The organism is Acidaminococcus hominis (genome assembly GCF_022484025.1).
GTDB classification, from domain to species: domain Bacteria; phylum Bacillota; class Negativicutes; order Acidaminococcales; family Acidaminococcaceae; genus Acidaminococcus; species Acidaminococcus hominis.
This window is the reverse complement of the sequence record NZ_JAKVMG010000001.1, coordinates 2,340,914-2,365,800: the sequence shown is the minus strand read 5'-3', so window position 1 is coordinate 2,365,800 and position 24,887 is coordinate 2,340,914. Positions and strand designations below refer to the sequence as shown.

General features: G+C 53.6%; 23 protein-coding genes, 1 tRNA gene and 2 pseudogenes. 2 read left to right on the top strand and 24 right to left on the bottom strand.

Translation table 11 applies throughout. From position 1 onward, the window contains the following. Window positions 1-25: 25 nt before the first annotated feature. The 14 genes from LKE88_RS10710 to gatC all read right to left on the bottom strand — a co-directional run bounded on the left by LKE88_RS10710 (window position 26) and on the right by gatC (window position 11,565). The gene (locus tag LKE88_RS10710) at window positions 26-427 is read right to left on the bottom strand and encodes a type II toxin-antitoxin system RelE/ParE family toxin (RefSeq protein WP_105326872.1); all 402 of its coding nucleotides are present in this window, start codon (window positions 425-427) and stop codon (window positions 26-28) included. 83 nt (window positions 428-510) lie between these two features. Continuing rightward, on the bottom strand, window positions 511-801 hold the full coding sequence (rpmA, locus tag LKE88_RS10705; RefSeq protein ID WP_105326871.1) for a 50S ribosomal protein L27: 291 nt from the start codon (window positions 799-801) through the stop codon (window positions 511-513). A gap of 5 nt (window positions 802-806) precedes the next feature. After that, window positions 807-1,133: a ribosomal-processing cysteine protease Prp gene (locus tag LKE88_RS10700; protein WP_105326870.1), complete on the bottom strand. Its 327-nt coding sequence runs from the start codon at window positions 1,131-1,133 to the stop codon at window positions 807-809. A 3-nt stretch (window positions 1,134-1,136) separates the two neighbouring features. Further along, entirely contained in the window at window positions 1,137-1,448 is a 312-nt protein-coding gene (gene rplU, locus LKE88_RS10695; RefSeq protein ID WP_105326869.1) for a 50S ribosomal protein L21, read from the bottom strand. 162 nt (window positions 1,449-1,610) lie between these two features. Continuing rightward, a complete protein-coding gene (locus tag LKE88_RS10690) occupies window positions 1,611-2,132 on the bottom strand; it encodes a cyclophilin-like fold protein (protein WP_105326868.1) in 522 nt (173 codons plus the stop codon). Window positions 2,133-2,369: 237 nt separating this feature from the next. Continuing rightward, entirely contained in the window at window positions 2,370-3,716 is a 1,347-nt protein-coding gene (locus LKE88_RS10685) for an ISL3 family transposase (protein ID WP_146109029.1), read from the bottom strand. Between the two features lie 124 nt (window positions 3,717-3,840). Next, complete coding sequence (locus LKE88_RS10680; protein ID WP_105326867.1) at window positions 3,841-4,452, bottom strand: flavodoxin; 612 nt, start codon at window positions 4,450-4,452, stop codon at window positions 3,841-3,843. 17 nt (window positions 4,453-4,469) lie between these two features. Next, entirely contained in the window at window positions 4,470-4,994 is a 525-nt protein-coding gene (locus tag LKE88_RS10675; protein ID WP_199614643.1) for a cyclophilin-like fold protein, read from the bottom strand. 148 nt (window positions 4,995-5,142) lie between these two features. Beyond that, a complete protein-coding gene (locus LKE88_RS10670; protein WP_105326866.1) occupies window positions 5,143-6,024 on the bottom strand; it encodes a LysR family transcriptional regulator in 882 nt (293 codons plus the stop codon). Window positions 6,025-6,104: 80 nt separating this feature from the next. Then, window positions 6,105-6,626 carry a cyclophilin-like fold protein gene (locus LKE88_RS10665; RefSeq protein WP_158572334.1) on the bottom strand — a complete coding sequence of 174 codons (522 nt, stop codon included), beginning with the start codon at window positions 6,624-6,626 and terminating at the stop codon, window positions 6,105-6,107. A gap of 25 nt (window positions 6,627-6,651) precedes the next feature. Beyond that, complete coding sequence (locus tag LKE88_RS10660; protein WP_231086331.1) at window positions 6,652-7,983, bottom strand: SGNH/GDSL hydrolase family protein; 1,332 nt, start codon at window positions 7,981-7,983, stop codon at window positions 6,652-6,654. Between the two features lie 365 nt (window positions 7,984-8,348). After that, complete coding sequence (gatB, locus tag LKE88_RS10655; RefSeq protein ID WP_105326864.1) at window positions 8,349-9,797, bottom strand: Asp-tRNA(Asn)/Glu-tRNA(Gln) amidotransferase subunit GatB; 1,449 nt, start codon at window positions 9,795-9,797, stop codon at window positions 8,349-8,351. Next, the gene (gene gatA, locus LKE88_RS10650) at window positions 9,797-11,263 is read right to left on the bottom strand and encodes an Asp-tRNA(Asn)/Glu-tRNA(Gln) amidotransferase subunit GatA (protein ID WP_105326863.1); all 1,467 of its coding nucleotides are present in this window, start codon (window positions 11,261-11,263) and stop codon (window positions 9,797-9,799) included. Before gatA ends, gatB begins: the two co-directional genes overlap by 1 nt. 14 nt (window positions 11,264-11,277) lie before the next feature. Next, window positions 11,278-11,565, bottom strand: a complete 288-nt coding sequence (gene gatC, locus LKE88_RS10645) for an Asp-tRNA(Asn)/Glu-tRNA(Gln) amidotransferase subunit GatC (protein ID WP_105326862.1) — start codon at window positions 11,563-11,565, stop codon at window positions 11,278-11,280. Between the two features lie 224 nt (window positions 11,566-11,789). On the opposite strand from gatC, the gene LKE88_RS10640 reads away from it, so the two are divergent. Together LKE88_RS10640 and LKE88_RS10635 are read left to right on the top strand one after the other, a co-directional pair. Then, a complete protein-coding gene (locus tag LKE88_RS10640) occupies window positions 11,790-12,926 on the top strand; it encodes a trans-sulfuration enzyme family protein (protein ID WP_276803554.1) in 1,137 nt (378 codons plus the stop codon). A gap of 115 nt (window positions 12,927-13,041) precedes the next feature. Beyond that, window positions 13,042-13,332 (top strand): GNAT family N-acetyltransferase, encoded by a 291-nt coding sequence (locus LKE88_RS10635; RefSeq protein WP_105327423.1) that lies wholly within the window; start codon window positions 13,042-13,044, stop codon window positions 13,330-13,332. A 63-nt stretch (window positions 13,333-13,395) separates the two neighbouring features. Here LKE88_RS10635 and glyS read toward each other — a convergent pair whose 3' ends face one another. From glyS to ccpN, 10 genes and pseudogenes are all read right to left on the bottom strand, one after another. Beyond that, window positions 13,396-15,456, bottom strand: coding sequence for a glycine--tRNA ligase subunit beta (gene glyS / locus LKE88_RS10630; protein ID WP_105326860.1), 2,061 nt, complete (start codon window positions 15,454-15,456; stop codon window positions 13,396-13,398). Next, complete coding sequence (glyQ, locus tag LKE88_RS10625; RefSeq protein WP_105326859.1) at window positions 15,456-16,334, bottom strand: glycine--tRNA ligase subunit alpha; 879 nt, start codon at window positions 16,332-16,334, stop codon at window positions 15,456-15,458. The genes glyS and glyQ overlap by 1 nt, the downstream gene beginning before the upstream one ends. A 196-nt stretch (window positions 16,335-16,530) precedes the next feature. Then, on the bottom strand, window positions 16,531-17,295 hold the full coding sequence (locus tag LKE88_RS10620) for a glycosyltransferase family 2 protein (protein ID WP_105326858.1): 765 nt from the start codon (window positions 17,293-17,295) through the stop codon (window positions 16,531-16,533). A gap of 16 nt (window positions 17,296-17,311) precedes the next feature. Further along, window positions 17,312-19,339, bottom strand: a complete 2,028-nt coding sequence (locus tag LKE88_RS10615; protein ID WP_105326857.1) for an LTA synthase family protein — start codon at window positions 19,337-19,339, stop codon at window positions 17,312-17,314. Window positions 19,340-19,521: 182 nt separating this feature from the next. Then, a tRNA-Ile gene (locus LKE88_RS10610) sits at window positions 19,522-19,596 on the bottom strand. Between the two features lie 45 nt (window positions 19,597-19,641). After that, window positions 19,642-20,397: pseudogene (rpoD, locus tag LKE88_RS13205) on the bottom strand (RNA polymerase sigma factor RpoD); the annotation flags it as partial. 495 nt (window positions 20,398-20,892) lie between these two features. Continuing rightward, a pseudogene (locus tag LKE88_RS13200) lies at window positions 20,893-21,396 on the bottom strand (RNA polymerase sigma factor region1.1 domain-containing protein); the annotation flags it as partial. A gap of 64 nt (window positions 21,397-21,460) precedes the next feature. Then, window positions 21,461-23,278 carry a DNA primase gene (gene dnaG, locus LKE88_RS10595; RefSeq protein ID WP_105326855.1) on the bottom strand — a complete coding sequence of 606 codons (1,818 nt, stop codon included), beginning with the start codon at window positions 23,276-23,278 and terminating at the stop codon, window positions 21,461-21,463. Between the two features lie 109 nt (window positions 23,279-23,387). Next, window positions 23,388-24,209, bottom strand: coding sequence for a pyruvate, water dikinase regulatory protein (locus LKE88_RS10590; protein ID WP_199614651.1), 822 nt, complete (start codon window positions 24,207-24,209; stop codon window positions 23,388-23,390). Beyond that, complete coding sequence (gene ccpN / locus LKE88_RS10585; RefSeq protein ID WP_105326853.1) at window positions 24,202-24,858, bottom strand: transcriptional regulator CcpN; 657 nt, start codon at window positions 24,856-24,858, stop codon at window positions 24,202-24,204. Before ccpN ends, LKE88_RS10590 begins: the two co-directional genes overlap by 8 nt. Window positions 24,859-24,887: the final 29 nt, after the last annotated feature.

Sequence of the window (24,887 nt, the reverse complement as noted above, 5' to 3'; positions counted from 1 at the left end):
TAATACAATACCTTTTTTCTGGTTTTTAAGACTTTTGGGGTTCAGTTTTTTCCCGGCCGTCCCGCACCAGTTCCTGCCAGGCAGGCTGGTCCCAGGCCAGACGCACAATCGCCACCAGGTCATAACCGGCATTGTACCGATAAAAAATCAAAAACCTGCCGCAATCATAACAACGGACGCCTTCCAGATCCAAAAGGGAGTCCTGGGCATTGGCCGCCAGTTTGGGGGTCCTGCCCAATTTCTCAAGGGTTTTGTCCAGCGCCGCCAGCTCTTGGGCTGGCAGAAGGAGCTTGGCTTGGGTCAGATCCTGAAGGGCCAGCTGGGCCCACATTACATTGCCCTGGGCATCTTCCGTATTATCCTGCCATAGGCTCTGCAAGCCTGCGCCCACATAGGCGCGTACCTGTTCCCGTTCTTTGGCTTCCATAATCCTTCCCTTTCCCCTGCTTCTGCAGCATGACAAAAAGGGAGCCACTGCAAAAAGCTTTCTGCAGCAGCCCCTCTCTTATTTTATGCTTCGGCTTCAACCGGGTAAACGCTGATCAAGCGACGATCTTTACCGCTTCTTTCAAAAGCAACCTTGCCGGCAACTTTTGCATAGATGGTGTAATCTTTACCCATGCCTACGTTTTGACCCATATGGAAACGGGTCCCACGTTGACGAACGATGATGGAACCAGCAGTTACCAGCTGACCATCATGAGCTTTCGTACCCAGACGCTGTGCGTTGGAGTCACGGCCGTTGTGGGTGGAACCAGAACCTTTTTTATGGGCGTGTAATTGAAGAATCAATTCGAACACTTTGCTCACCTCCTGTGTTCTTCAGTAGTCAGATACTGGGGATAATACCGTTTCAGCTCTTGAAGCCCGCAGACCATGGTCTTTAGCAGGACTTCCGTTTGCTCATTGGGAGCATCCTCCAGTCTTACTTCCAGCGTTCCGTCTGCCTCATCGACAGCGCACTGCACTTTATGGCGGAGCACACGCTCCATGCCCAGTACGGGAAGCTGCGTATCCAGGGATACCAGCGCACATACCTGATCGAACCCTTCCGGATTAGAATCGGCATGTCCAGAAACCCGGTACCCGCTGATTTTGTCCTGATCGTTGTAGTAAATATCTACTTGAATCATGACTTATGCTTCGATAGAAGTGATCTCAACCTGAGTATACGGTTGACGATGACCCTGGCGTTTGCGATAGTTGGATTTTGCTCTGTATTTGAAAACAAAAATCTTATCAGCTTTGCCTTGTTTAGCAACTTTAGCAGTTACTTTAGCGCCTGCAACAGTAGGATTGCCTACCTTTACATCGCCGTCGTTGACTACAGTCAGAACATCGTCAAAAACGACTTCCTGGCCTTCTTCAACGTTCAGTTTTTCGATGTTCAGCACATCACCTTCACTGACGCGGTATTGTTTGCCGCCGGTACGAATAATTGCGTACATGTTTGCACCTCCCTCATCCAAGACTCGCCGAATACGGTACTCCTTCCGGAGTTTCAGGAACCCCTCCGGGCGGTAGTGCGAGTTTCACACTAGTTTTTATACTATACAACAAAAAACGGGAAAAGTCAACGCAGACTTCTCCCGTTGCAGCGCCTTTGGTACCTATTGCAGAAACAGATCAAAGGTGGCCAGCTGATTTCCTGCCAAAAGCTGCAAATCGCCTTCTACGTGACCCAGTACCTGCCCGGTAAACTGGGGTCCGCCGCTTTTGTAGAACAGCACAAACCGGTCCTTTTCCGGCCAGAAGACGATATCCCCCGCCTTGTAGCCTCCCATCTGGAGATTGTCCGTGGGAAACTGGTCCACATCCTGGTAGTACACCGCCGTCTGCCCGTCCAGGTCCTTTAAGGCCAGGGTGATGGGCAGTTCCCCTACCAGGGCATGGGTGGTGGCATTATCCTCCACCGAGGCCCACAGCACCTTGTCCCCCAGGGTAATCCGCACCCGGGCCCGGCTGAGATTAATTACGCCGCCCGGCCAATTCTTCTGCTGCACCCGGGCAGCCTGTTTGATGCCCGTCTGTTTCTGGTCCGCCTTGGCCGTTTTTTCACCGGCACAGCCTGCTGCCATAAGGCTCAGCGCCAGCAGCGCTCCTAGTAAAGCGCCGCCCCATTTTCTTTCCATGTTGTTCCCCTCCTGCTGAAAGAAACCTTTACAGCCATAGAGTACGCCTTCTCAAGCCCGTTGTAAATCCCGATTTTCCCAGACAATTTCGCAAAAAAAGCAGGAGGGTAAATTCCCTCCTGCCAATTTTTGCGCTGTCTCCGGCACTGTTTTTATTGGCTCTTCACGTTTTATTGTGGGATGGCAGATTTCTGCCATCCTTCTTTTATGTCTAGCAACATCCCACTGTCGCAATCTCTAGACAGTGCCGTTTCGTATAGATGGTAATGCTGAATATCGAATCAGAGTGAAAAAATATTCATCATTTTTGTATCCATACCCTATTCGTTTTGCAACCTTAATCTTGTTATTGAAGCCTTCAAGCTTTCCTGTGGTAATCGGATGGGCTGAGTGAGCAATCAAACCCTCTTTGCGTTTTCGCTTTAAGCGGGCAAACTTTTGCAGCTGCGGTATGTTGCTCTCCTCGGCTCCTTTAAACCATTTTTCCCATTCTACGGCAGCTAAATCGGGGTTTCTAAGCTCGAATAGATCACTTAGTTCCTCTTTCATTGTATGGCAAACTGTCAAATTTTCATGTTTTTTAAGGATTTCCTTGAGATTTTCTGCCTTTTTATCGCTTAGTGTTTCTTCCTTGCAAAGCAGCGTCCAGCGAGCTTGTTTTACTTCCTTGTAAAGCCGATTCTCCTCTTTAATTGAATCCTCTGCTTTTGTTGCCTGCTCTTCAGCAATATTCTCTGTAATCCCAAGCTTTAGGTTATCGGCTTTCTCTTTGTGCTGTCTTGCTTCCTCCAGCCTTACGGCTCCCAGCACATCTCGTCCATACTGGGCTTGCATATGGTAGCGGTCGTATACTATTGCCGCATGAGGCAGATACTTTTCTACCAGGGTGTTGAACGATGCGTTCATGTCCATTGCGACAGCTTCTACTTCAGACAAATACTCCAGGTCTGTCTCTTCAAAAAACTTTGTAAAGGCAGCTATAGAGCGTCCCGCACCAACCCAGAGGATGTCTCCCATATCAAGGTCCATAACACAGGTTGCGTAAGTATGGCCTTTGTGCATTGCAAACTCATCAACGGCAAGATGCTTAGGACGGTAGCCACTTTTGCGAAGTTCCTCGCTTCGCGTTTTGAGAGCCTCGTCCATAATTTCCTTATGGATTTTAGAAACTGTTCCCCAATGGATACCGGTCAAATCGCTGACTGCTTTAATCGTCATTTGATGCATAAGCAAAATCTTGATCCATAAAGCGGCACGAGAAGTGACTCTGGTTCCAGGATACTTAAAGGTTATGTTTTCATTGAAGGTATGCCCGCATTTTTGGCACCGGTAGCGGTGGAATCTCACACGAAGAATCCGTGGCTTTCCGGGTATCCAGGGCATGTCTTTAAGTGTAGTTACAGGGTTGTCATGGACATGGACCTTACCGCCGCAGCAAGGGCATACAACGTCGGCTGTAGGCCGGGTACTATTTACATCTATGATCTCTTCAAAAAGAGAAGCAATACTCGTAGGAATATTAAAATTGTCCTGTATGTTTTTGCATAAATTTGCTATACTTGAGGTTGAGAGCACGTGGATCATTCCTTTCGTAGTTTTGTCGCTATTACTTAGAATGGAGCATCCCGTGCTCTTTTTCAATACCTTTTTTCAGTTTTTAAATTCTGTCTTAGATTTCGTATCCCCCAATTTTCCGTGATGAGCCTTTTTATTTTTTGAGGGGAACGCCAACCTTGGCCAGCCAATCCCGCAATTCCTGCTCACTGCCGCTGTAGCGCAGGCCCTCTGTCACTTGGGCTCCTTTGGCCGAAGCCTCTAGGATGCCCACACTTTTTTCAATGGGATAGCCGCCGCTGGTACAAAAGGGCACCACTTTTTTCCCGGAAAGGTCGTAGGATTCCAAAAAGGTGTTCATCATCAACGGTGCCTGATAATCCCAGATGGGATAGCCCACAAATACGGTATCGTACTGTTCCATATGGTCGATTTTGGTTTTCAGCTTGGGCCGGGCATTGCTTTCAATTTCCTTGATGACCATTTGCAGATGCTCCTGATGGTCGGCCGGATAGGGTTTCTCCGGCTGCAATTCTACCAGGTCCCCGCCCACCAGCTGATGAATTTTCTCTGCAGCTGCCCGGGTAGTTCCCGTATGGGAATAATAAGCGATGAGGATATGGCTGCCGGCACTCTGTTGATTTACAGCCTTGGCTGCCTGGGCAGCCGGCTGGCTGGCAGAAGAACTCTCCCCGCAGCCTGCAGCGAAAAGCAGTACCAGTCCCAGTATCAGGGCCCACAGGCCCTTCCAGTTTCTTTTTTGCATAGCGTCCTGCCTCCAGTCTACTGCTGCAGCTCAAAGGTAACCTTCTTGTCCCCGGCCCCGTCAAAAAGCTCTACGCCCTGGTCAATATGGCCCAATTGCTGCCGTTCAAATTCTTCCCCATTCTGCTTGTAGAGAATCACAAAGCTTCCCCGGGGAGCCCAGTACACCAGATCCCCTACAGCGTAGCGGTCGGACCGGGTCTTTTCTGTAGGGAAAGTACCGGCGCCAAACCGATAGCACATTTCCCGGCCGTACAGATTTTGCATATCCAGGGTCAGCGGCAGTTTCTGGGCCAGGGCGCGCATGGTGGCATTGTCTTCCACCGTAGCCCACAGCACCTGATCCCCTACCGTAATTTTCAGTTTGGCGTGTTTCAGGTCCACCGGACCTTTTGCCGTATTTTCCTGGGCTGCCGCTGTTTTTCCCGGCTGGGCGGCCGGCTGGCTTTGCCCGCCTTGGGACGACTGGGCACTGCCGCAGCCTCCTGCCAGCATTCCCACCACCAGCAATACACCGGTAACCAGCATCCATTTTCCTTTCATATGCGTTCCTCCCTATCAGTTATGTTTGCTTTCTGCTTCTACTCTACCTTTTTCCCATTAGAATGTAAAATACCTATTTCAGCTTGCATCCAATGCCTGAAAGGCATTCTAACGATGCAAAAAAAGCGCTGGAAAGCCAGCGCTGCCATTAGTCTTGGGGCGTATATGCATCGTGCTTTTTCCGGAAGAACTCCAAAAATTTTTCTACCGCATGAAGCTCCGGGGTGAACCGCTTCCAGGCCAGCACAGAAGTAGCCGGAAGGACCGGTTCCAACCGGCGGAACACCACCTTTTGGGGATCATACAGGGATACCACCCCATCAATGGTCAGGGCCTTCAGATAGCCCTCCCTGACTACATTGGCCACATTGGTAATGATATTGTAGGTAGCCCTGATGTTCAGCCTTCCCTTCAGCCAATGCTGGAGCTCCCCCCGGAGAATCTGCCGGTTGCTGACAATAATGGGCAGATCCTTCAAGTCCTTTTCCGTAATGTATTCCTTCTGGGCCAAAGGGCAGTCCGCCGCCATCAGCAGTCCCCAATAATCCACATCCTTCATGCGGATGTAATCAAAGGAAGAAGTATCCACCGGCTCCATCATGACGCCCAAATCCAGGGTGCCATGCTCCAGCTGTTCCTTAATGTCCACCGCATTGCTGTTTTGGAGGTCAAAGGTCACCTCCGGATATTCCTGCTGGAACTCCGTCATGCACCGCATCAAAAACTGGACACATTTCAGGCCTCCGCAGCCGATGCGGATATTGCCGGCAACTTCCCCATGGTGATGGATATCATTTTCCAGCTTGTCCATCATGGACACGATTTCCAGGGCCTGATGACGCAGGATTACCCCGGTTTCGGTTAAATGAAAATGGCGTCCCCGGACAAACAATTTCTCTCCCAGTTCTTTTTCCAGTTGGGCCAGCTGCCGGGACAGGGTGGGCTGGGTCAGGTGCAGCAGTTCCGCTGCTTTGGTGATATTTTCTTCCTGAGCCACCATCAGGAAATATTGTAACAGGCGCAGTTCCATAGTAATTCCTCCTGTCTGCGGAAAGTTTCAGGTACGCAAGAGAGACTGCTCCCTGGGAAGCAGTCTCCGCTGTGCCCAGCTCACTGGGCTTTGGCTATTTCAACTTTTAAGGTTCCCTGCAAGGCGTTCAGGACGGCTTGGGGTTCATCCACATGGCCCAAAATTACCAGATTGCCAATGGACGCAGATTTTTCCTCGTCCTTTACGAATATGACAAAGTTCTTGGCCGGCGGCCAGTAAGCCAGGTCCCCGTTTTTATATCCGCTTTGCACATCGCTGGCTTTATAGGACAGGTCCAGGGTATCCCCACAAAAATCGTTGTCCGACGGATTCAGGGTAACCGTTTTGGGCAGCTGTCCCAAAAGTTCCTGGGCAGGAGCTGAGTCATTGAAATGGGCTTTCACCTGCTTTCCATTTACGGTTAGCCTAATTGGCATCGTCTTCTGTGATGCGCTGGCGGAAGCCGTTTTCTCCGTAGCCGCCGTTTTGGTTTCCTGGGCCGTGCTGCTGCCCGTTCCTGTAGACGCCACTGACCCGCAGGCCGCCAAAGAAAGGCAGCAAAGCAGTCCTGCCAGTCCGGCCAAACACCGTTTTTTCTGCATAAACATTCTTCCTTTCCCCCTTAGCTCATGATAACGGTTTGAATTCTCCGATATGCTGGTTGATGACCCGGCCCATGATTTTTTTCATGTTCCAGTCCCCATGGATGCCGTCCAGGGCCAAATTGGTGGGAAGCTCGTCCCCCATTGCCTCAAAGGGCGCCGCCACATCAATATGGGGCTGGGTACGGATAAACCGGTTTACTTCAGCAAAGGCAGCCTGCCAGTTTTCGTCCGTAGGTTCATCAAAAGCCTTTTGAATGTTGGCCGGATTGATGGGCGGAAGGGTCAGCAGGATGGGCATAATTCCCCGTTCCCGGGCCTTCTGCTGCAGGGTTTTCAGGTCTGCAATCACGTCTTCTGCGGGCACCCCAGCCCGAAGGCTGTTGCTGCCGCCCATAATCAGCAGATACTGGATATGAAAGGGCGTCACGTCCTGATCAAACCGGTCCACCATCATTTCACTGGTATCCCCGCTTTGGGACAGGTTGATTACCGGGAAATTCAGATAGTGCCCATAGCTGTAGGCGTAGTCCACGGGACTAAAGGACAGGTGCCCGCCCCCGTGGGAAATGCTGTCCCCGTAAATTCCCGCCACCCATTTCTTATCCGGGTTGTTGGTAATCTTCTGGGGTTCACTCCAAATCCCTACCGGCCGGCCGTTCTTATCCATGCCCCGGACCCGCCAGTAGAATTCCCCAATCCGGGGCTCTGCATCATACAGGTCCGTCAGCACCGTTTCTTCTGCATAGACCCGGTAGCGGGAAGTCAGGTAGCCCTCGGGATTTTCCGGATACCGGTCCGTCACTTCCACTTCGTATTTTTCTGCCCCCGGGTTGCCCGTATAGGCATATACCGGGTACAGCAGCACCGTAGCATTGCCCTTGGTGGCACTGGGCCGGGGCAGAGGAGCATCCCGGTCCACCTTCCGCCAGCTCTGGGTCAGGCTTTGGGGCTGAGAGTAGGGGGTAATGGGGTTGCCGTCCAGGTCAAAGGCCCGGACCCGCCACAAAAGGGGAATGTTCTGCTTCCGCTCCTGGGCAAATTGCTGCTCCGGCAAAAGCAGGTTGCTGGTAAACACCTGCTCATTCCGGTACACCGCCTGGGGTGCCGGCTTTTGGGGATCCGGGGAAGTTTTGTCCGCCGGGAAAATTTCCACTTCGTAGCGGACCGCGTTCAGGTTCTGAGGCCATTGGATCATGCCCAGTTCCTGCTGAACCGGTTCTTCCTCTGAGGAAAGGGCCGCAGCCGGGCTGCTTTTCAGCCGCTGGGCGGTAAACGTCCCCAGCAGCAGGGCGGGCAGCAAAAACATCATCAATACTTTTCCCAGTAAGGGTCTGGGGGCCCGTTGGTGCAGCATATTCAGCACTCCTTTCTGCGGCCAAGCAGCCGGACAAGCAATGGCAATAACTGCCATAGGGTTTGCAGGTTTTGGTTCTTTCTTGTCATCATACTACCTTGTTTGTTCAAAAATGTAAAATACCTATCTATCATTTACTTCTATGCCAAAAGCGAATAGTTTGTGAACTGCCCTGCCCACCCCAAGCGCCTGACGCCAAAATTTTCCACAAAAAAAGTCCGAAGTCCAGCCCGCAGGCATCCCTTCGCTTATATTCCCCGCCGGCGGCACCTAGGCACCGCCCTGCGGCAAATTCTAAGCAAAGTATCCCTACAGGCTTAGACTTCAGACTTTCCGCACTGCCTGGCAAGCCAGGTCAGTTTTTCTTATTCCCCTTTGATGGTTTTGATGATCAGCTGGTTGACCATGCCCGGGTTGGCTTTCCCACGGGATTTCTTCATGATCTGGCCTACCAGGAAGCCAATGGCCTTATCCTTGCCGGCCTTGAAGTCGGCAACGGACTGCGGGTTGGCTGCAATCACTTCATCCACCATGGCTTGGATGGCACCAGCATCGCTGACTTGTTCCAGGCCCAGTTCCTTCACCAGTACGGAAGGAGCTTTATCACTCTTGAGCATTTCTGCAAAGACCTTCTTGGCCAGCTTGCTGGACAGAACGCCTTTTTTGATCAGGTTGACCATTTCGCCCAAATGCTTGGCAGAAATGGGGAACTCGCTGATGGTGCAGTTGTTGGCATTCAGGTAGGCGGAAACGTCACCCAGCATCCAGTTGGCTACACCTTTTACGTCTTCCACGCCTTCAATGGCAGCATCGAAGTACTCGGCCATTTTCTTGTCGGCTACCAACAGTTCTGCATCGTATTCCTGCAAACCTTTTTCCTTGATCAGCCGTTCCTTCCGGGCATCCGGCAGTTCCGGCAGGGCTTTTCTGGCCCGTTCGATCCAGGCATCATCAATGATGATGGGAGCCAGGTCCGGTTCCGGGAAGTAGCGGTAATCGTGGGCTTCTTCCTTGGAACGCATGGAGAAGGTCATGCCTTGGGCATCGTCCCAGGTACGGGTTTCCTGTACCACATGGCCGCCGTCTTCCAGGATTTCCTTCTGGCGTTCTACTTCGTATTCAATGGCTCTTTCCAGGGCTTTGAAGGAGTTCAGGTTCTTGATTTCTGCACGGGTGCCAAATTTCTTGGCGCCTACAGGCATAATGGAAATGTTGGCATCGCAGCGCATGCTGCCTTCCTGCATTTTCCCATCGCAGACTTCGGTGTACTGCAAATAGGAACGCAGTTTTTCCATATAGGCCCGGGCTTCAGCGGCACTGCGCATATCCGGTTCGGATACGATTTCAATCAGGGGTACGCCGGCACGGTTGTAGTCCACGGCGGAGAAATCGGAAGTGCTGATGGAGGCACCGGAGTGCACCAGTTTGCCGGCATCTTCTTCCATATGGATCCGGGTAATGCCAATGCGTTTGGTTTCCCCATCCACGTTGATGTCCACATGGCCGTTCAGGCAGATGGGCTGATAGAATTGGGAAATCTGGTAGGCTTTGGCCAAATCCGGATAGAAGTAGTTCTTTCTGTCGAATTTGCTGTAGTGTTGGATGTCGCAGTTCACGGCCAGGCCAAAACGCAGGGCAAATTCCACCATTTGTTTATTGATTACGGGCAGGGCACCGGGCATGCCCAGGCAAACCGGGCACACATGGGTGTTGGGGGCGCCGCCGAATTCCGTAGAGCAGGAGCAGAAAGCCTTGGTTTTGGTTTTCAGTTCTGCATGGACTTCCAAACCGATTACGGTAATATATTCTGTCATTATTTCTTACCTCCCAGGGACGCCACAGATTTATGGAAATCCGTAGCCTGTTCAAAGGTGTAAGCAGCCCGCAGCAGGGTTTCCTCATCCAGGGCCTTGCCGATCAGCTGCGCACCTACCGGCATCCCATCCACAAAGCCGCAGGGAATGGAAATACCGGGCAGGCCGGCCATATTCACCGGGATGGTGGTTACGTCCAGCATGTAGACCGTCAGGGGATCCATTTTCCCATCCAGAGGATAAGCAACCACAGGGGAAGTGGGAGTCATCAGTACATCGCATTGCTTGAAGGCTTCGTCAAAGTCCCGGCGGATCAGGGTCCGTACCTGCATGGCCTTGTTGTAGTAGGCATCATAGTAACCGGAGCTGAGTACGTAGGTGCCCAGCATAATGCGGCGGCGTACTTCCTGGCCGAAGCCTTCGGTACGGCTCTTGCGCATCATTTCCGGAGCGGATTCCGCTTGGGCATCCCGGAAACCATACCGTACGCCGTCGTAACGGCCCAGGTTGGCGGAAGCTTCAGCCGGAGCAATGATGTAATAGGTAATTACGGCATATTCCGTATGGGGCAGGGACACTTCAATGACCTTGGCACCCAGTTCTTCGTATTTCTTGGCAGCCAGGCGGATCTGTTCAGCAACCTTGGGATCCGTGCCCTGACCGAAATATTCCTTGGGCAGACCAATGGTCAGACCCTTTACATCCTGCCGCAGAGCCTTGGTGAAATCAGGCACCGGGGCGTTGTAGGAGGTGGAATCGTGGGCATCTACCCCGCAGATGGTGTTCAGTACCAGGGCAGCGTCGGTGACGTCCCGGGTAATGGGTCCAATCTGGTCCAGGGAAGAAGCAAAAGCTACACAGCCATAACGGGAAACCCGGCCATAGGTGGGTTTAATCCCTACGCAGCCGTTGAAGGAAGCGGGCTGACGGATGGAACCGCCGGTATCACTGCCCAGGCTCCAAATGGCTTCGCCGGCTGCAATGGCAGCAGCGCTGCCGCCGGAAGAACCGCCCGGTACCCGGGACAGATCCCAGGGATTGTGGGTAATTTGGAAATGGGAAGTTTCCGTGGTAGAGCCCATGGCAAATTCGTCCATGTTGGTCTTGCCCAGGAAAATGGTTTCGTCCTGTCTCAGTTTTTCGATGACATGGGCATCGTAAACAGGAATAAAGTTTTCCAGCATCTTGGAAGCGCAGGTGGTGCGCAGGCCTTTGGTGCTGATATTGTCTTTGATGGCGCCGGGCACCCCAGCCAAAGGCCGAAGGGTTTCTCCCGCTGCAATTTTGGCATCCACCTTGGCAGCCTGTGCCAGGGCGTTTTCCTTATCCAAAGTCAGGTAAGCCTTGACCTGATCTTCCACTGCGTCAATCCGGTCATAAACGGCTTTGGTCAGCTCAACGGAGCTGATTTCTTTTTTCACCAGCTTCTCATGAAGCTCGTGTGCTGTTTCGTTATATAAAGCCACTGTTCTGCCTCCTCTTATTCGATGACCCGAGGAACCTTAAAACCGCCCTCGTATTCTTCCGGAGCATTCTCCATTGCCTCTTCATGACTTACGCCGTGCTGGGGCACGTCTTCCCGCAGCACATTGCTGATGGGGAGTACGTAGGGAGAAGGTTCAATTCCTTCGGTATCCACTTTCTTTAAGATTTCAGCATAATTCAAGATTTGGTTAAACTGCTCTACAAACTTGTCCATTTCGTCCGCCGGTACATTCAGCCGGGACAGATTTGCGATATGCTTTACATCACTTACTGTTACGCTCATTTCTTCACCGCCTATCGAAATCTTTTAAAATCATTTGTACCCAAAGATTATATCACAGCCGCCGGGATTAGAAAACCACTTTACCCCTGCCAGCCCCATTCTATAAGGGTCCGTTCCACCTTGACAAACCTACAGGAAAACAGTAATGTATAGGCATCGTTAAAAGTATATTAATTAACTATGTATTGTCTTCACCCCAGGTGAATTCTAAGGAGGAAACTGCCATGAAATTTAACACTGCCTGTATCCACGGGGACGGCCCCAACGATGCACTGGGAGCCGTATCCCCGGCCATCTACTGTACTTCTACCTTTGCCCATCCGGGACTGGGCAAGTCCACGGGCTATGCCTACACCCGGGAATCCAACCCCACCCACGAACGCCTGGAAAAAGTAATGACTACCCTGGAAGGCGGCGTGGATGCCCTGTGCTTTTCCACCGGCATGGCCGCCATTGACGCCGTAATGCGCCTGTTTGGAACCGGGGACCACATCATCACCGGCTTTGACCTGTACGGCGGTTCCTTCCGGATGTTCCGTTCCGTGTACGAACCCCTGGGCCTTTCCTTCTCCGCCGTCCACACCAGCGATCTGAAAGCGGTGGAAGCAGCCATTACCCTGGCTACCAAAGCCATTTACCTGGAAACCCCCACCAATCCCACCATGGAAATTACGGACCTTAAAGCCCTTCACGAACTGGCAGCGGCCCACAACCTTCTGGTGATTGTAGACAATACGTTCCTGACCCCCTACTTCCAGCGTCCCCTGGAACTGGGCGCCGATATTGTGCTCCACAGCGGCACCAAATATCTGGCTGGCCACAACGACATCCTGGCCGGCTTCGTTATCAGCAAGGACCCGGAAATTGCTGCCCGGCTGCGCCTGATCTACAAGACCACCGGCGCCATGCTCAGCGTGTTTGACGCCTGGCTGATGCTCCGCAGCCTGCGCACCCTGCCCCTGCGCATGAAGCAGCACGAAAACAATGCCCAGCACCTGGCCAAGTGGCTGCAGGAGCAGCCCCAGATTGTCAAGGTGCTGTACCCCGGCCTGCCGGACCATCCGGGCTATGCAATCCAGAAAAAGCAGGCTTCTGGCTTCGGCGGCATGATTTCCTTCTACGTAAAAACCGCAGAAGCCGCCAAAACGGTTCTGGAAAGCGTAAAACTGATCCAGTTTGCAGAAAGCCTGGGAGGCGCAGAAAGCCTGATTACCTATCCCATTACCCAGACCCATGCGGACCTGACCCCGGAAGAAGCGGAAGAAAAGGGCATTACCCATACCCTGCTGCGTTTCTCCGTAGGCCTGGAAGACTGGGAAGATCTGCGGGATGATCTGGCCCAAGTCCTGGCAAAACTGTAACAAATTGAATTACTTTTCTCTTGAAAAAGCGGACAGCGAAAAAATGCCCGCTTTTTTTGCCATTCTGTACTATACTAGAGCTATGAACTACTGTCAGCACAAGGAGGAAGATACTATGGCAGCTATTGAAATCATTCAGGAACTCACCCATAAACGGGCCGCAGCCTACGACGGGGACAAGGTGATTGGCACCTGTACCTTTGTACCGGAAGGAAAGGTCTGGACCCTGGACCATACCATCGTGGATCCCAATTACGGCGGCCAGGGCATCGCCGGCCAGCTGGTCTACAGCGTGGCAGAAATGGCCCGGCAGCAGCAGGCCAAAATCATTCCCCAATGCTCCTATGCAGCCGGGGTTTTCAAACGCAAAAAAGAATACGAAGACGTATTGTACAAGGAAGAATAGGAAAAGGGACTGTGCCGCGGCACAGTCCCTTTTCCTATAGGCGGAGCTGGGCTCCGCCGTTTTTTATTTCATGATCAGCTGGCTCAGGTCCGCCGTTTGGTTTACCTGACGCTTTACTTCCTGCATCAGGGCCAGACGGTTGTTTTTCACCGCTTCGTCCTTGTCCATAACCATTACTGCATCAAAGAAGGCATTCACCGGAGCCGCCAGCACATCGTTGGCTTCCAGTACCTTCTTAAAGGCACAGGCCGCTTCCAGGGGCACCGTAGTCACTTCCACTTTTTGCAGCACTTCCCACAGGGCTTTTTCCGCAGGATCCTGGAACAGGGCAGCATCCACCCCATTTTCCACTTCGTGGTTCTTGCTGATATTTTCTACCCGGGTAAAAGCCTGGATGCTGTCCGCAGCCTGGGGCATTTCCAGGTAAGCAGTCAGGTCGTCAGCCTGCACAAATACATTGGCCAGATCATCGCCGACCGGCACTGCCAGCACTGCATCTACCACATCGTAGCGCAGGCCCTTGTCTAACAGCATATTCTTGGCTCTTTGGGCAAAGAAGTCTTTTACGCTGTCGATGAGTTTGGCCAGATTTTCCACTTCCACCGGCAGGTTCTTCAGAGTAACTTCCAAAATCTTACCCAGGGGGAAGTGTACATTGCCGTCGGAAAGGATGTTCAGGATACCCAGAGCCTGACGCCGCAGGGCATAGGGATCCTGGGAGCCGGTGGGCGCCATGCCCCGGCTGAAGGTAGCCATAATGTTGTCCAATTTATCGGCAATGGCCAGAATGCGGCCTTCGTTGCTTTGGGGCAGTTCATCGCCGGCAAACCGGGGCATATATTGTTCCCCAATGGCTTGGGCCACAGCTTGGCCTTCCCCATCTAACAGGGCATATTCCCGGCCCATGGTACCTTGGAGTTCCGTAAACTCGGTTACCATGCCGGTAACCAGGTCGGCCTTGCACAGGGCAGCGGCCCGGTCCAGGGCAGCGCCGTCAGCGGGCAGATTGGTGGTTTGAAGCAGGGCAGCGCACAGTTTGCGCAGCCGTTCGGTCTTGTCGTACATATTACCCAAACCATGCTGGAAGGCCACCGTATGCAGGGAAGCCCGGTGCTGTTCCAGAGTTTTCTTTCTGTCCCCTTCAAAGAAGAAGACCGCATCGTCCAGCCGAGCCCGCAGCACCCGTTCGTTGCCGTGGGTTACAATATCCAGATGTTCAGCGCCGCCGTTGCGGACGGTGATGAATTTGGGCATCAGCTTGCCGGCCGCATCAAACATGGGGAAGTATCTCTGATGATCCCGCATGGGGGTGATGATGGCTTCCTTGGGCAGCTTCAGATAACGGTCGTCAATATGGCCGCACAGCGCCGTGGGGTATTCCACCAGGTAGAGCACTTCTTCCAGCAGGTCCGGAGAAATCGCTGCTTTGCCGCCTTCCTTGGCAGCCAGCTCCTCAATCTGCTTTTTGATCATAGCCCGTCTCTTGTCCGGATCCACAATAATGAAATTGTCTTCCAGGGTCTTTTCATAGGCGGAAGCCGTAGGAATGGTAATCAAATGGTTGCTGAGAAAACGATGGCCCCGCACCTGGTTCCCGCTTTTTACATCGTTGGCTTCCACCGGGATTACCTGGTCGTCCAGAAGGGCGCACAGCCAGCGGAAGGGACGGACAAAGCCAAAGTCGTAGTCAGCCCAACGCATGGTTTTGGGGAAGTTCAGAGAATGCAGAATATCGTCCAAAATGCCGGGCAGCAGATCCACGGTCTTTTGGCCGGCCAAATGTTTCACGGCATATACGTAGCCGTCCCGCTGCACCAGGTCCGCCACGTCCACGCCCTGGCCCCGGGCAAAGCCCTGGGCGGCCCGGGTGGGTTTGCCCTCTGCGTCAAAAGCAATCTTCAGGGCCGGGCCCTTGCTTTCCGTGGTCATATCCTGCTGCTGGTCTGCCACTTCGCTGGCCAGGAAGGCCATGCGCCGGGGAGTACCGTAGACTTTCAGGGAGCCAAAGGGAATCCGGGCTTCCTGGAGTTTTTTGCCGGCCAATTCGCCGTATTCTTTCAGAATGCCGGGCATGTATTGGGCCGGCATTTCTTCCGTTCCGATTTCATATAACAAGTTCGCCATTATTTTTTACCTCTTTTCAGCAGGGGGAATCCCAGATTTGCCCGTTGTTCCACATAAGCCGCAGCACACAGTCTGGCCAGGGCCCGTACCCGGGAAATGTAGTTGGTCCGTTCACTGACGCTGATGGCGCCCCGGGAATCCAGAAGGTTGAAGGTGTGGGAGCATTTCAGCACGTAGTCGTAGGCCGGACGGATGTTGCCGGTAAGGATAATCCGTTTGGCTTCCTTTTCGTACTTGTCGAACAGGTCAAACAGCAGGTCGATATCGGCCAGTTCGAAACTGTAGCGGGACTGTTCCACTTCGTTGGTGTGGAACACATCTCCATAGGTTACATTATCCACCCAGTTGATGTCGTAGACGTTTTCCACGCCCTGGATGTACATGGCCAGCCGTTCCAGGCCGTACGTGATTTCTACAGCCACCGGTTTGATGTCCAGGCTGCCCACTTGCTGGAAGTAGGTGAATTGGGTGATTTCCATGCCGTCCAGCCATACTTCCCAGCCCATGCCCCAGGCACCCAGGGTAGGAGATTCCCAGTTGTCTTCTACAAAGCGGATATCGTGTTCTTCCGGGTGAATGCCCAGTTCCCGCAGGCTTTCCAGGTACAGTTCCTGGATATTGGACGGGGAGGGTTTCATAATGACCTGGAACTGATGGTGCTGGAACAGCCGGTTGGGGTTGTCCCCGTAGCGGCCGTCAGCCGGGCGGCGGGACGGTTCTACGTAGCAAACGTTCCAAGGTTCAGGTCCCAGTACCCGTAAAAAAGTCGAAGGGTTCATGGTGCCGGCGCCCTTTTCAATATCATAGGGCTGGGCCATAATGCATTTCTGCTTGCCCCAGTAGGCCTGGAGCGTCAAAATGATGGTTTGAAAATTCATGTTTTCTCCTCCTATACAAAAACTCCCGTCTCTGTAATATAGACAGGATTATCTACATTACAGGGACGGGAGTACACTTCCGCGGTTCCACCCTGCTTGCTGCACTGCGCAGCCTCTCTTGTAAAACGGGCGCTCTGGGATGCCATCCCCTTCATTGCGCGTTACGTGGCAACTATAACAAATCCCGGGGCAGTTGTCAAGACTTCTCCTTTTTCTTCAGGCTCCCCCGCTCCACCAGCTTCATGTATTTCATGGCCGTATAGATGCCGTGCTGGAGGGTGGCGATAAAGCCCATGCTGCCTTCCAGGATGCCCCCTTCCAGCAGGTATACCTTGAACATCCCTCCCAGGGCATGGCGGGCGGCCTGGGCAGCGGTGGCCCGGCGGCCCTGCTCAAAAGCGTCCCGGGCCCAAATGGTGGTGTAGTGTCCAGCCTTATCCCACCACTGCTGGAAGGAATCGTAGGTAAAATGCCGCAGGCTTTCCGTCAGCGCCGTCAGCGGCAGGGGACACACCGGCCGCTCATGCACCTTGTGTTCCCACCGGACCTGTCCGGCAGGAAACAGCCGGGTAACCCGGTCGGGGCCAAAGGCGCCCCGATGAAATTCGTGGCCAAAGGCAATGTTGATTCGCTCCAGGGAATACTGGTGGTCCAGCGGCCCTGCCTTAATGGCCTTGATTTTTTCCACAGCTGCTGCCGTAAGCCGTTCATCGGCATCCAGATACAGCACCCAGTCGCAGCTTACCCCTGTCAGGGCAAAATTCCGCTGGGCCGCAAAGTCCTGGTCCCAGGCCCGATAAATTACCTGGGCCCCCAGTTTTTCCGCCAGCGCCACGGTTTCATCGCTGCTGCCGGAGTCCACAATCAGTACCTGGTCCGCCACCAGTTTGGCCGAGCGGATGACGCCCCGGATATTTTTTGCTTCGTTGCAGGTGAGTATCACTGCGGTCAATGTTCCCATGACAAAATCTCCTTCTTTAGCTCCGGAACACTTCCGGATGCCGTACCAGATAACCGGTCAAGTTCATATAGGCTGCCCGCTCCTTGGTATAGGGCGGCTCCCCTTCTTCCAGGGCGCTGGGATCAAGGCCCGGCCCCAGAGGCTGATAAAAATGGTGGGAATAACTGCCAAAAGCGTCCCTGCGCAGCCAGTGGTAGGGAGATACCACGTGGTCCACCGGTTCCAGAAGGGACGGGCAGAGCGAATAATAGGTAAAGCCCTTGGGGGCAATCAGTTCAAAAATGGTGGGAGCAATGTTCATATGCCCCCCGATGGTATTATCTGCCAAACTGTGGGCGTTGAGCTCCCGATGGTTAAACAGCAGCACCGGACTGTGCCGCTCCCGGAGATTGCAGTCCCGGCCCATCAGGGAGGTTTTGCTGAGCACCGGGCTCATATCGATGGAATGGTCCCCGGTCAGGATAAACAGGCAGTCCGGGTACGCTTCCTGCATGGTGCGGATGAACTTGCCCACTGCCTGGTCGGAGAACCAGAAGGTACCTAGGTTCTTTTGGATTTCCTTGTTTTTCCGAATATCTTCCGGGGCGTCCGGCATCACCTGTTCCGGATCATAGCCGTATTTGGCCAGCGGAATCTTAAAGGGCCCGTGATAGCTGGTGGTATAGAGGAAATGGAACTGGTAAGGGCCGCTGGTTTCTTCCTGCTGGAGGATTAATTCCGCCGCCTTTTCCAGGAATACATTGTCGTACACCCCCACCCAGGTTTTGGGAGCCTCCGGACCGCAGAAGTCCGTAGCCGTCATCACCTGGTCAAAGCCGCAGGCCGGGGCAAACCGGTTGAAATTGCCGTAGGTCACGTTGCCCCCATACCAATAGGTGGAATGGTAGCCCAGCTTTTTTAGCTGTCGGGGCAGAGCCGTGGGCAGGTCATTTTGCCAGAAGCTTTCCTTTTCGTTCAGTTCCAGGCCTGCATCAAAAATGCCGCTCATCAGGCTCACGATAGAAGGCCGGGAAATAATGCCGGCGGACAGGGCGCTGGTCAGGGCCGCCGTATGGGGATTATCCATCAGCTGCCGGCCGCCGCTGACCAGATTCAGGCAGGCAAACTGGGGATCAAACAGCTGCTGCAAATAGGTTTCCCCTACAAACAGGAATATATGGGTGGGCTTGGTAATCCGGGGTCCCTGGGCCGTCCGGGGAAAGCCATAAGCCGGTTCCGGCAGCTCCCTTAGGGGCTTTTGGGTGGTCACAAAGGGTTCCAGGGAAGACAGGTCTTCCTCGTCCGTATGCTCGTAGGCGGGGTTCAGCTTGTGCTTCAGGACCTGCTCCAGTGCCACCAGGTCGTCCACCGTAGCCTTGGCAAAAAAGATGTCTTTTTTTACCACACTGGGAATGGTATCCCACTCGGGCTTGTCATCGTGCCAAAAAGTGCCCCCGTAGCGGAACCAGTAAAAGGCGGCAATGCAGCCCAGGAACACCAGGGTATTAAAGCCGTACCGGAGTACTGGATTTGGGATTTCCGGATAGGGCAGGCTGGGCAGGTGCAGCAGCCCGGTAATGCACAGGCCGCACAGAGCCAGATAGGGCAAAAGCAGCAGGAGAAGCTGCAAGCCATGGTCCTGATGGAAAAAAATATCCACCAGGTTATGTTTTTCCGCTTTGGCGCCCAGCTTCAGCGTCTGGTTGTAGATGTCGTGGAAATGCTTATAGAACAGCATCTTTCCTGTAAAGGCCAGGTACAGCACCAGACTGTAGATTAGGCCCCCTAATAGCCGCAGGCTGTCCCCCCAGGCCGCGTAGGCCGGGAAAAAGGCGCCGGGCAGGGACAGCAGCACCAGGGGAATTAGAAAAACATAGGCGTTAAAATCCATTCCCCACCAAAAACCGTAGCGGAAGCAGTGCCAAAGCACCGGTCCCTTTCCGGCCAGACTTTTGTAGGGTTGGTACGCCCGGATAAACAGGGCACGGAACACCGCGCACAAAATTGGAAAGAACAAAAACAGTTTCACATCCTGCTGCAGCAGGTGAAAAAATACACTAAACACAGTAACCTCCTTTGGGCAGCTGGCTTTCCAGTTCCCTGTTGTATTGTACACGATTTCCCGCCTTCCGTCACGCTGGAACCTTGGCACAACGACTGATAAACTGCCGGAAATACAAAACGAACCCCCTGCCCGGTACCGGCGCAAAGCCGATCCCTGGCAAGAGGGTTCGTAAAGGATTAGGTTGGTGGGCCCACAAGGATTCGAACCTTGGACCAACCGGTTATGAGCCGGGGGCTCTACCGCTGAGCTATAGGCCCAATCGTGAAGATTATATAACAGGACCTGGAGGCTGTCAATAAAGCCTATTCCAGGAATTCCTTCAGAGGCTTGCTCCGTTTGGGACTTCTCAGCTTACGCAGGGCCTTGGCTTCAATCTGCCGGATGCGCTCACGGGTAACCCCAAAGTACTGTCCTACCTCTTCCAGGGTCCGGGTCCGGCCGTCCAAAAGGCCAAAGCGCAGTTCCAGTACCCGGCGCTCTCTGGGGCTCAAATGCTCCTGCAGCACCTTTTGCAGCTGTTCCTGCAGCAGGGTATAGGACGCCGCATCCGCCGGGGAGGGAGCTTCCTGGTCTTCGATAAAGTCACCCAAATGGGAATCTTCTTCTTCGCCAATAGGAGTTTCCAGGGAAACCGGTTCCTGGGCAATCTTTTGGATTTCCCGCACCCGTTCCACAGGCACATCCATTTCCTTGGCAATTTCTTCTGGGGTCGGTTCCCGGCCCAGTTCCTGCAGCAGCTGGCGGGATACCCGTACCAGCTTGTTGATGGTTTCTACCATGTGGACAGGAATCCGGATGGTCCGCGCCTGGTCGGCAATGGCCCGGGTAATGGCCTGGCGAATCCACCAGGTTGCGTACGTACTGAATTTAAAGCCCTTGTTATAGTCGAATTTTTCTACGGCCTTGATTAACCCCAGGTTGCCTTCCTGAATCAGGTCCAAAAACAGCATACCACGGCCTACATACCGTTTGGCAATGCTGACTACCAGCCGCAGGTTGGCTTCAGACAGGCAGTTTTTGGCGTTTTCGCCGCAGTATTCCATCCGGTGCAGCATTTGGGTAAAACGCTTTTTGGTCTTATCCAACTGGGCCTGGAGTTCCGTATCTTCTTCCTTGGCCTTGGACAGCTTATCTTCCACCACCGTAAGGATTTCTTGGATGGTGCCCAGGCAGCTTTCCTCGGCTTCATCTGCAGAAGGATCCGGAGCATTCCGGGTTACATGGGCAATCTTGTACTTGTTTTCCAGCAGCAGCCGGTGCAGACGCTTTTTCTCGTCCATGGTGAAAGCACTGGTCAGGGCTTGGTATTGGTCCATCTCCAGCACATGGGAATCACCGGTAATCATCTGGATTTTCTTGTACACCAGGTTGATAGCCCGGTTGTCACACCAGGCACCTTCCTTGGTAATCAGCTCATTGGCTTCTGCAAGCAGTTTGGCAGGGGCCAGACGTTTGTTCACCGGCGGGAATTCTCCGTCGGGCTTGTCGCCTTTCAAAATAGCTTTGGCCTGATTGCCCTTATCGGCTCTCTTGGCCAGTTTGACTTCATCGTCACCAGCCAGCAGAGGCACCCGGCCGATTTCTTTTAGGTACATCCGAACCGGGTCATCTACAATGACGCCTTCCGGCACCGACAGGTTGCTCAGTTCGGCTTCGTCCACTTTCAGTTCATCTTCGTCAATGGTGGGCGGTTCTTCTTCTTCGGAGCCATCATCCACCACTTCAATGTTCTTCTCGGCCAATTTGGAGTAGATGGCATCCATTTCGTCCACGGATACGCTGTCCACATTCTGCAGCCGGTCTTGAATCTCTTTATAGGTGAGAACGCCTGCGTTCTTGTGGGCCAGTGCTTCAAACTCAGCTATGTATTCGGCCACGGTCTTTGCTTTTTCTTTCTTACCGCTCTTGCTTTTCACTTTCGTACTTGATTCCGCCTTTCCCGTGGTTTTTGCCGCCCTTTTCTTTTTCGGAACGGCCTTGGCTTTACCCGTTTCCGGGGTATTGTCGTCCGCTGTTTTGTTTTCTGCTGCCTTTGCAGCCAACACCTGCGGGTCCATTTCGACTTTCTTTTTCTCGGTCATCGGGGCGTTCCCTCCTTTCCTGCTATTCAGAAAAACTATATTATTGGTGTTGGGCCAATTTTGTCAAGTTCTCTACTTCCAATTTTATTCGCCGGCATTCTGCCAATTCCTGCAAAAATTTTTCATTGCGCTCTTTTTCATACTTTTCCGCTAGTTGGCTATGTTTTTCATATTCCTTTTCCAAGGCCGCAATCTGCAGCCGGTTCAGGCAATCCCGCAAAATGGAGGGCAGACTGGCTTCCGGCAGGTTCAGGCTGAGAATCCGGGTCAGTTCGGCACTGCCGTCTTCCGACAAACCGGCAAACAGGTCCCGGGGATCCCGGTAGGTTCCCTCCTGGCAGCTTTTCAGCCACAAAAGAAAGATTTCCTGACGGCCCGGGGTGGTAAAGGCCTCGGTATGCACAATCCCTTCCTGCCCGGGCTGGGGCAGCACCCCGCTCAGCAGAGCCCGGAGCACATGGCGTTCCGCCTGCTCCGTAGGGCTGGTGACCTTGACCTTTTGCTGCAGCAGCCACTCCGGATTGTATTTCCGCTGTCCCTCCTGATGGGTCAGTTTCCGGTACTCGCTTTGGATCAGCCCTTCGTCAATGGTCAGGCGCCGGGCAAGGAGCCGGATCCGTTCTCCCGCCTCCACCTCGCTGCGGCACAGCCGGAAAAAGGGCAGCACCTTGGACACCGCTTCTGCCTTACCCCCCAGGGTTTCCAGGTCGCACTGGGCCAGGGTGGCTTCCACCTGATAATCCATGCCGGTTTGGGCATTTTCAATGAGCTTTGCAAAGGCGTCCCGGCCTTCCTTCCGGATAAATTCATCCGGGTCCTTTCCGTCGGTTACGTGCATCACCCGGCATTTTAGGCCTGCCTGGAGAGCCAGGGGAATGGCCCGAAGGGCCGCTTCCCGGCCAGCCCGGTCACTGTCGAAACAGAACACCACTTCAGGGGTAAGCCGCTTTAACAGTTCGGCCTGCTGCTGGGTAAAGGCCGTCCCCATGGAGGCCACCGCCCAGTCAATGCCGGCTGCGTGCAGGCTGATGGCATCCATATGGCCTTCCACCACCAGCGCCTGCTGCCGCTGCCGAATGGGAGACGCCGCCCGGTCCAGGCCAAACAGCAGCCTTCCCTTATGGAACCAGGCCGTTTCCCCAGTATTCATATATTTGGCCGGCGAGGCTTCTGCATTAAGAATCCGTCCGGTAAAGCCCACTACATGACCCCGGGGGTCCTTGATGGGAATCATGATTCTCTCCCGGAACTTGTCGTAGACGCCGGAACTGTGGCTTCTTGCCACCACCAGGCCCGCCTTCAGCAGCACAGCTTCCTTTACGCCCCGCTGCTCCAAAGCCTCATGGAGGGTGGAGAAGTCAGGCGGTGCCATGCCCAGTTCAAAGGAGGCAATTATGGCATCCCCAATGCCCCGGCCGGCCAGATAGGCCAGGCCCTGCTTGCCATATTGGGTATTGATCAGACAGGAATGGAAGAACTTGGCCGCCAGGGTGTTGGCGCTCAGCACTTCCTTGGTTTCCTGCTCCCGGGCAATTTCCCGGGCCGTCTTGGCCCGCTCCGGAATGGGAATCCCATACTTCTGGGCCAGTAATTTCAATGCCTCGGGAAACTCCACATGGTCCCGCTTCATCACAAAAGAAAATACGTCCCCGCCTGCTCCGCAGCCAAAGCAGTGAAACAGCCCCTTGGCCGGGTCCACGGTAAAGGACGGTGTTTTCTCCCCATGAAAAGGACAGCAGCCCCAATAGCGGCTGCCCTTGCGCTTCAAATTGACGGTTTCAGAAACAATGGATACCAAATCCGCTGCCTGCCGTACCTGCTCTTTGAAATTGGCGTATTTCTCTTTCATGTCATCCATGCAGTGTTCATCCTTTTTTCCACGATAATATATGTATTCGACAAAAAAAAAGGATTTCCTTCTTTTTACAAGGAAACCCTTTTTTCTGACATTTTCACTTTTCGTTGGCTTAATAGTCGTAGCCAAACCGCTTCCGCAGATATTCCAAAATCAGGCTGGCCGTTTCTTCAATAGCCCGGTTGGACACATTGATTACCATGCAGTGGAGCCGCTGCATAATGGCCCGGGCGTAGTCCAGTTCTTCCTGGATCCGGCGCAGGTCGGCATAATTGGCTCCGTCCGTTAGCCCCATGGCCTTGAGCCGTGCTATGCGGATTTCGTTGAGCTTATGGGGATCAATCAGAAGCCCGATAATCCGATTGGAGGGCACCTTGAACAGTTCCTCCGGCGGCGGAATCTCCGGCACCAGGGGCACGTTGGCTACCTTCAGCTGCTTGTTGGCCAGGTACATGGAAAGCGGCGTCTTGGACGTCCGGGATACCCCGATAATAACCAGGTCAGCCTTGGCCAAGCCCCAGGGATTTTTCCCATCATCGTACTTGATGGCAAATTCCACAGCGGCCACCCGTTTGAAATACTCGTGGTCCAAAGCGTGAATCAGCCCCGGCTGGTTCTTGGGCAGGAGGCCGGAGGTCTTTTCAATGGCCTTCAGCACCGGCCCCAGGATATCCACCACTTCCACATCCAGCTCCATAGCTTTTTGGGCAATGGCTTCCCGCATTTCCGGAGAAACCATGGTATAGCATACAATGGCATTCTGTTCCTTGGCTTCCGCCAGGATTTTCTCAATCTGTTCCGTGCTCTTGACGTAAGGAACCCGGATGATGTCAAACTTTTCCTGCACAAATTGGCTGGTGGTGGCGCGCACCACCGATTCTGACGTTTCTCCAATGGAGTCAGAAATTGCGTAGATAATCGGTGCCTTAGCTATGATAGTTGCCTCCCTTCCCCTCTGCCAGTTCTACCAGCAGACGGGTAAAATTTGTTTTGCTGACCCGGCCAATCAACTGCAGCCGCTTGGGGTCCTCTTCCACTTTCCGAACTACCGGCAAACAGTCGATTTCGTGGTCCATAAGCCGCCGGGCCGCCTGGGCCGCCGGTTCTTCCGGATCGGCACAAATCATTTTGCTCAGCGGGGTCATGACCATGGCAATGGGCATATGGCTTAGGTCGGAGCCTGCATTCAGGGCTGCCTTCAGCAAATCCTTCCGGGAAACCACCCCGTAAAGCAGCCCGTCCGGAGGCTCCACCACAAACACCGTGCCCACGTCTTCCAGAAACATGGTCAGCACCGCATCGTAAGCGCTTTTGTCGCTGCCGATAACAATGGGCACCGACTTGATATCCTCCACGGTAATGGAGGACAGTTCCTCCTGAAGCATACCCAGGGTGTTCTTTCCCGTATAGAAATACCCCACCCGGGGCCGGGCATCCAAAATGCCGCTCATGGTCAAAATGGCCAGATCGGACCGCAGGGCAGCCCTGCTCAGGCCCAGTTCCCGGGCAATGGTTTCCCCTGCCACCGGTCCAGTTTGTCGTACGATTTCTGCTATCTTCTTTTGCCGCTCACTAAGAGGCATGGGGGCTCATCTCCTTTTTCCGGCCCTGC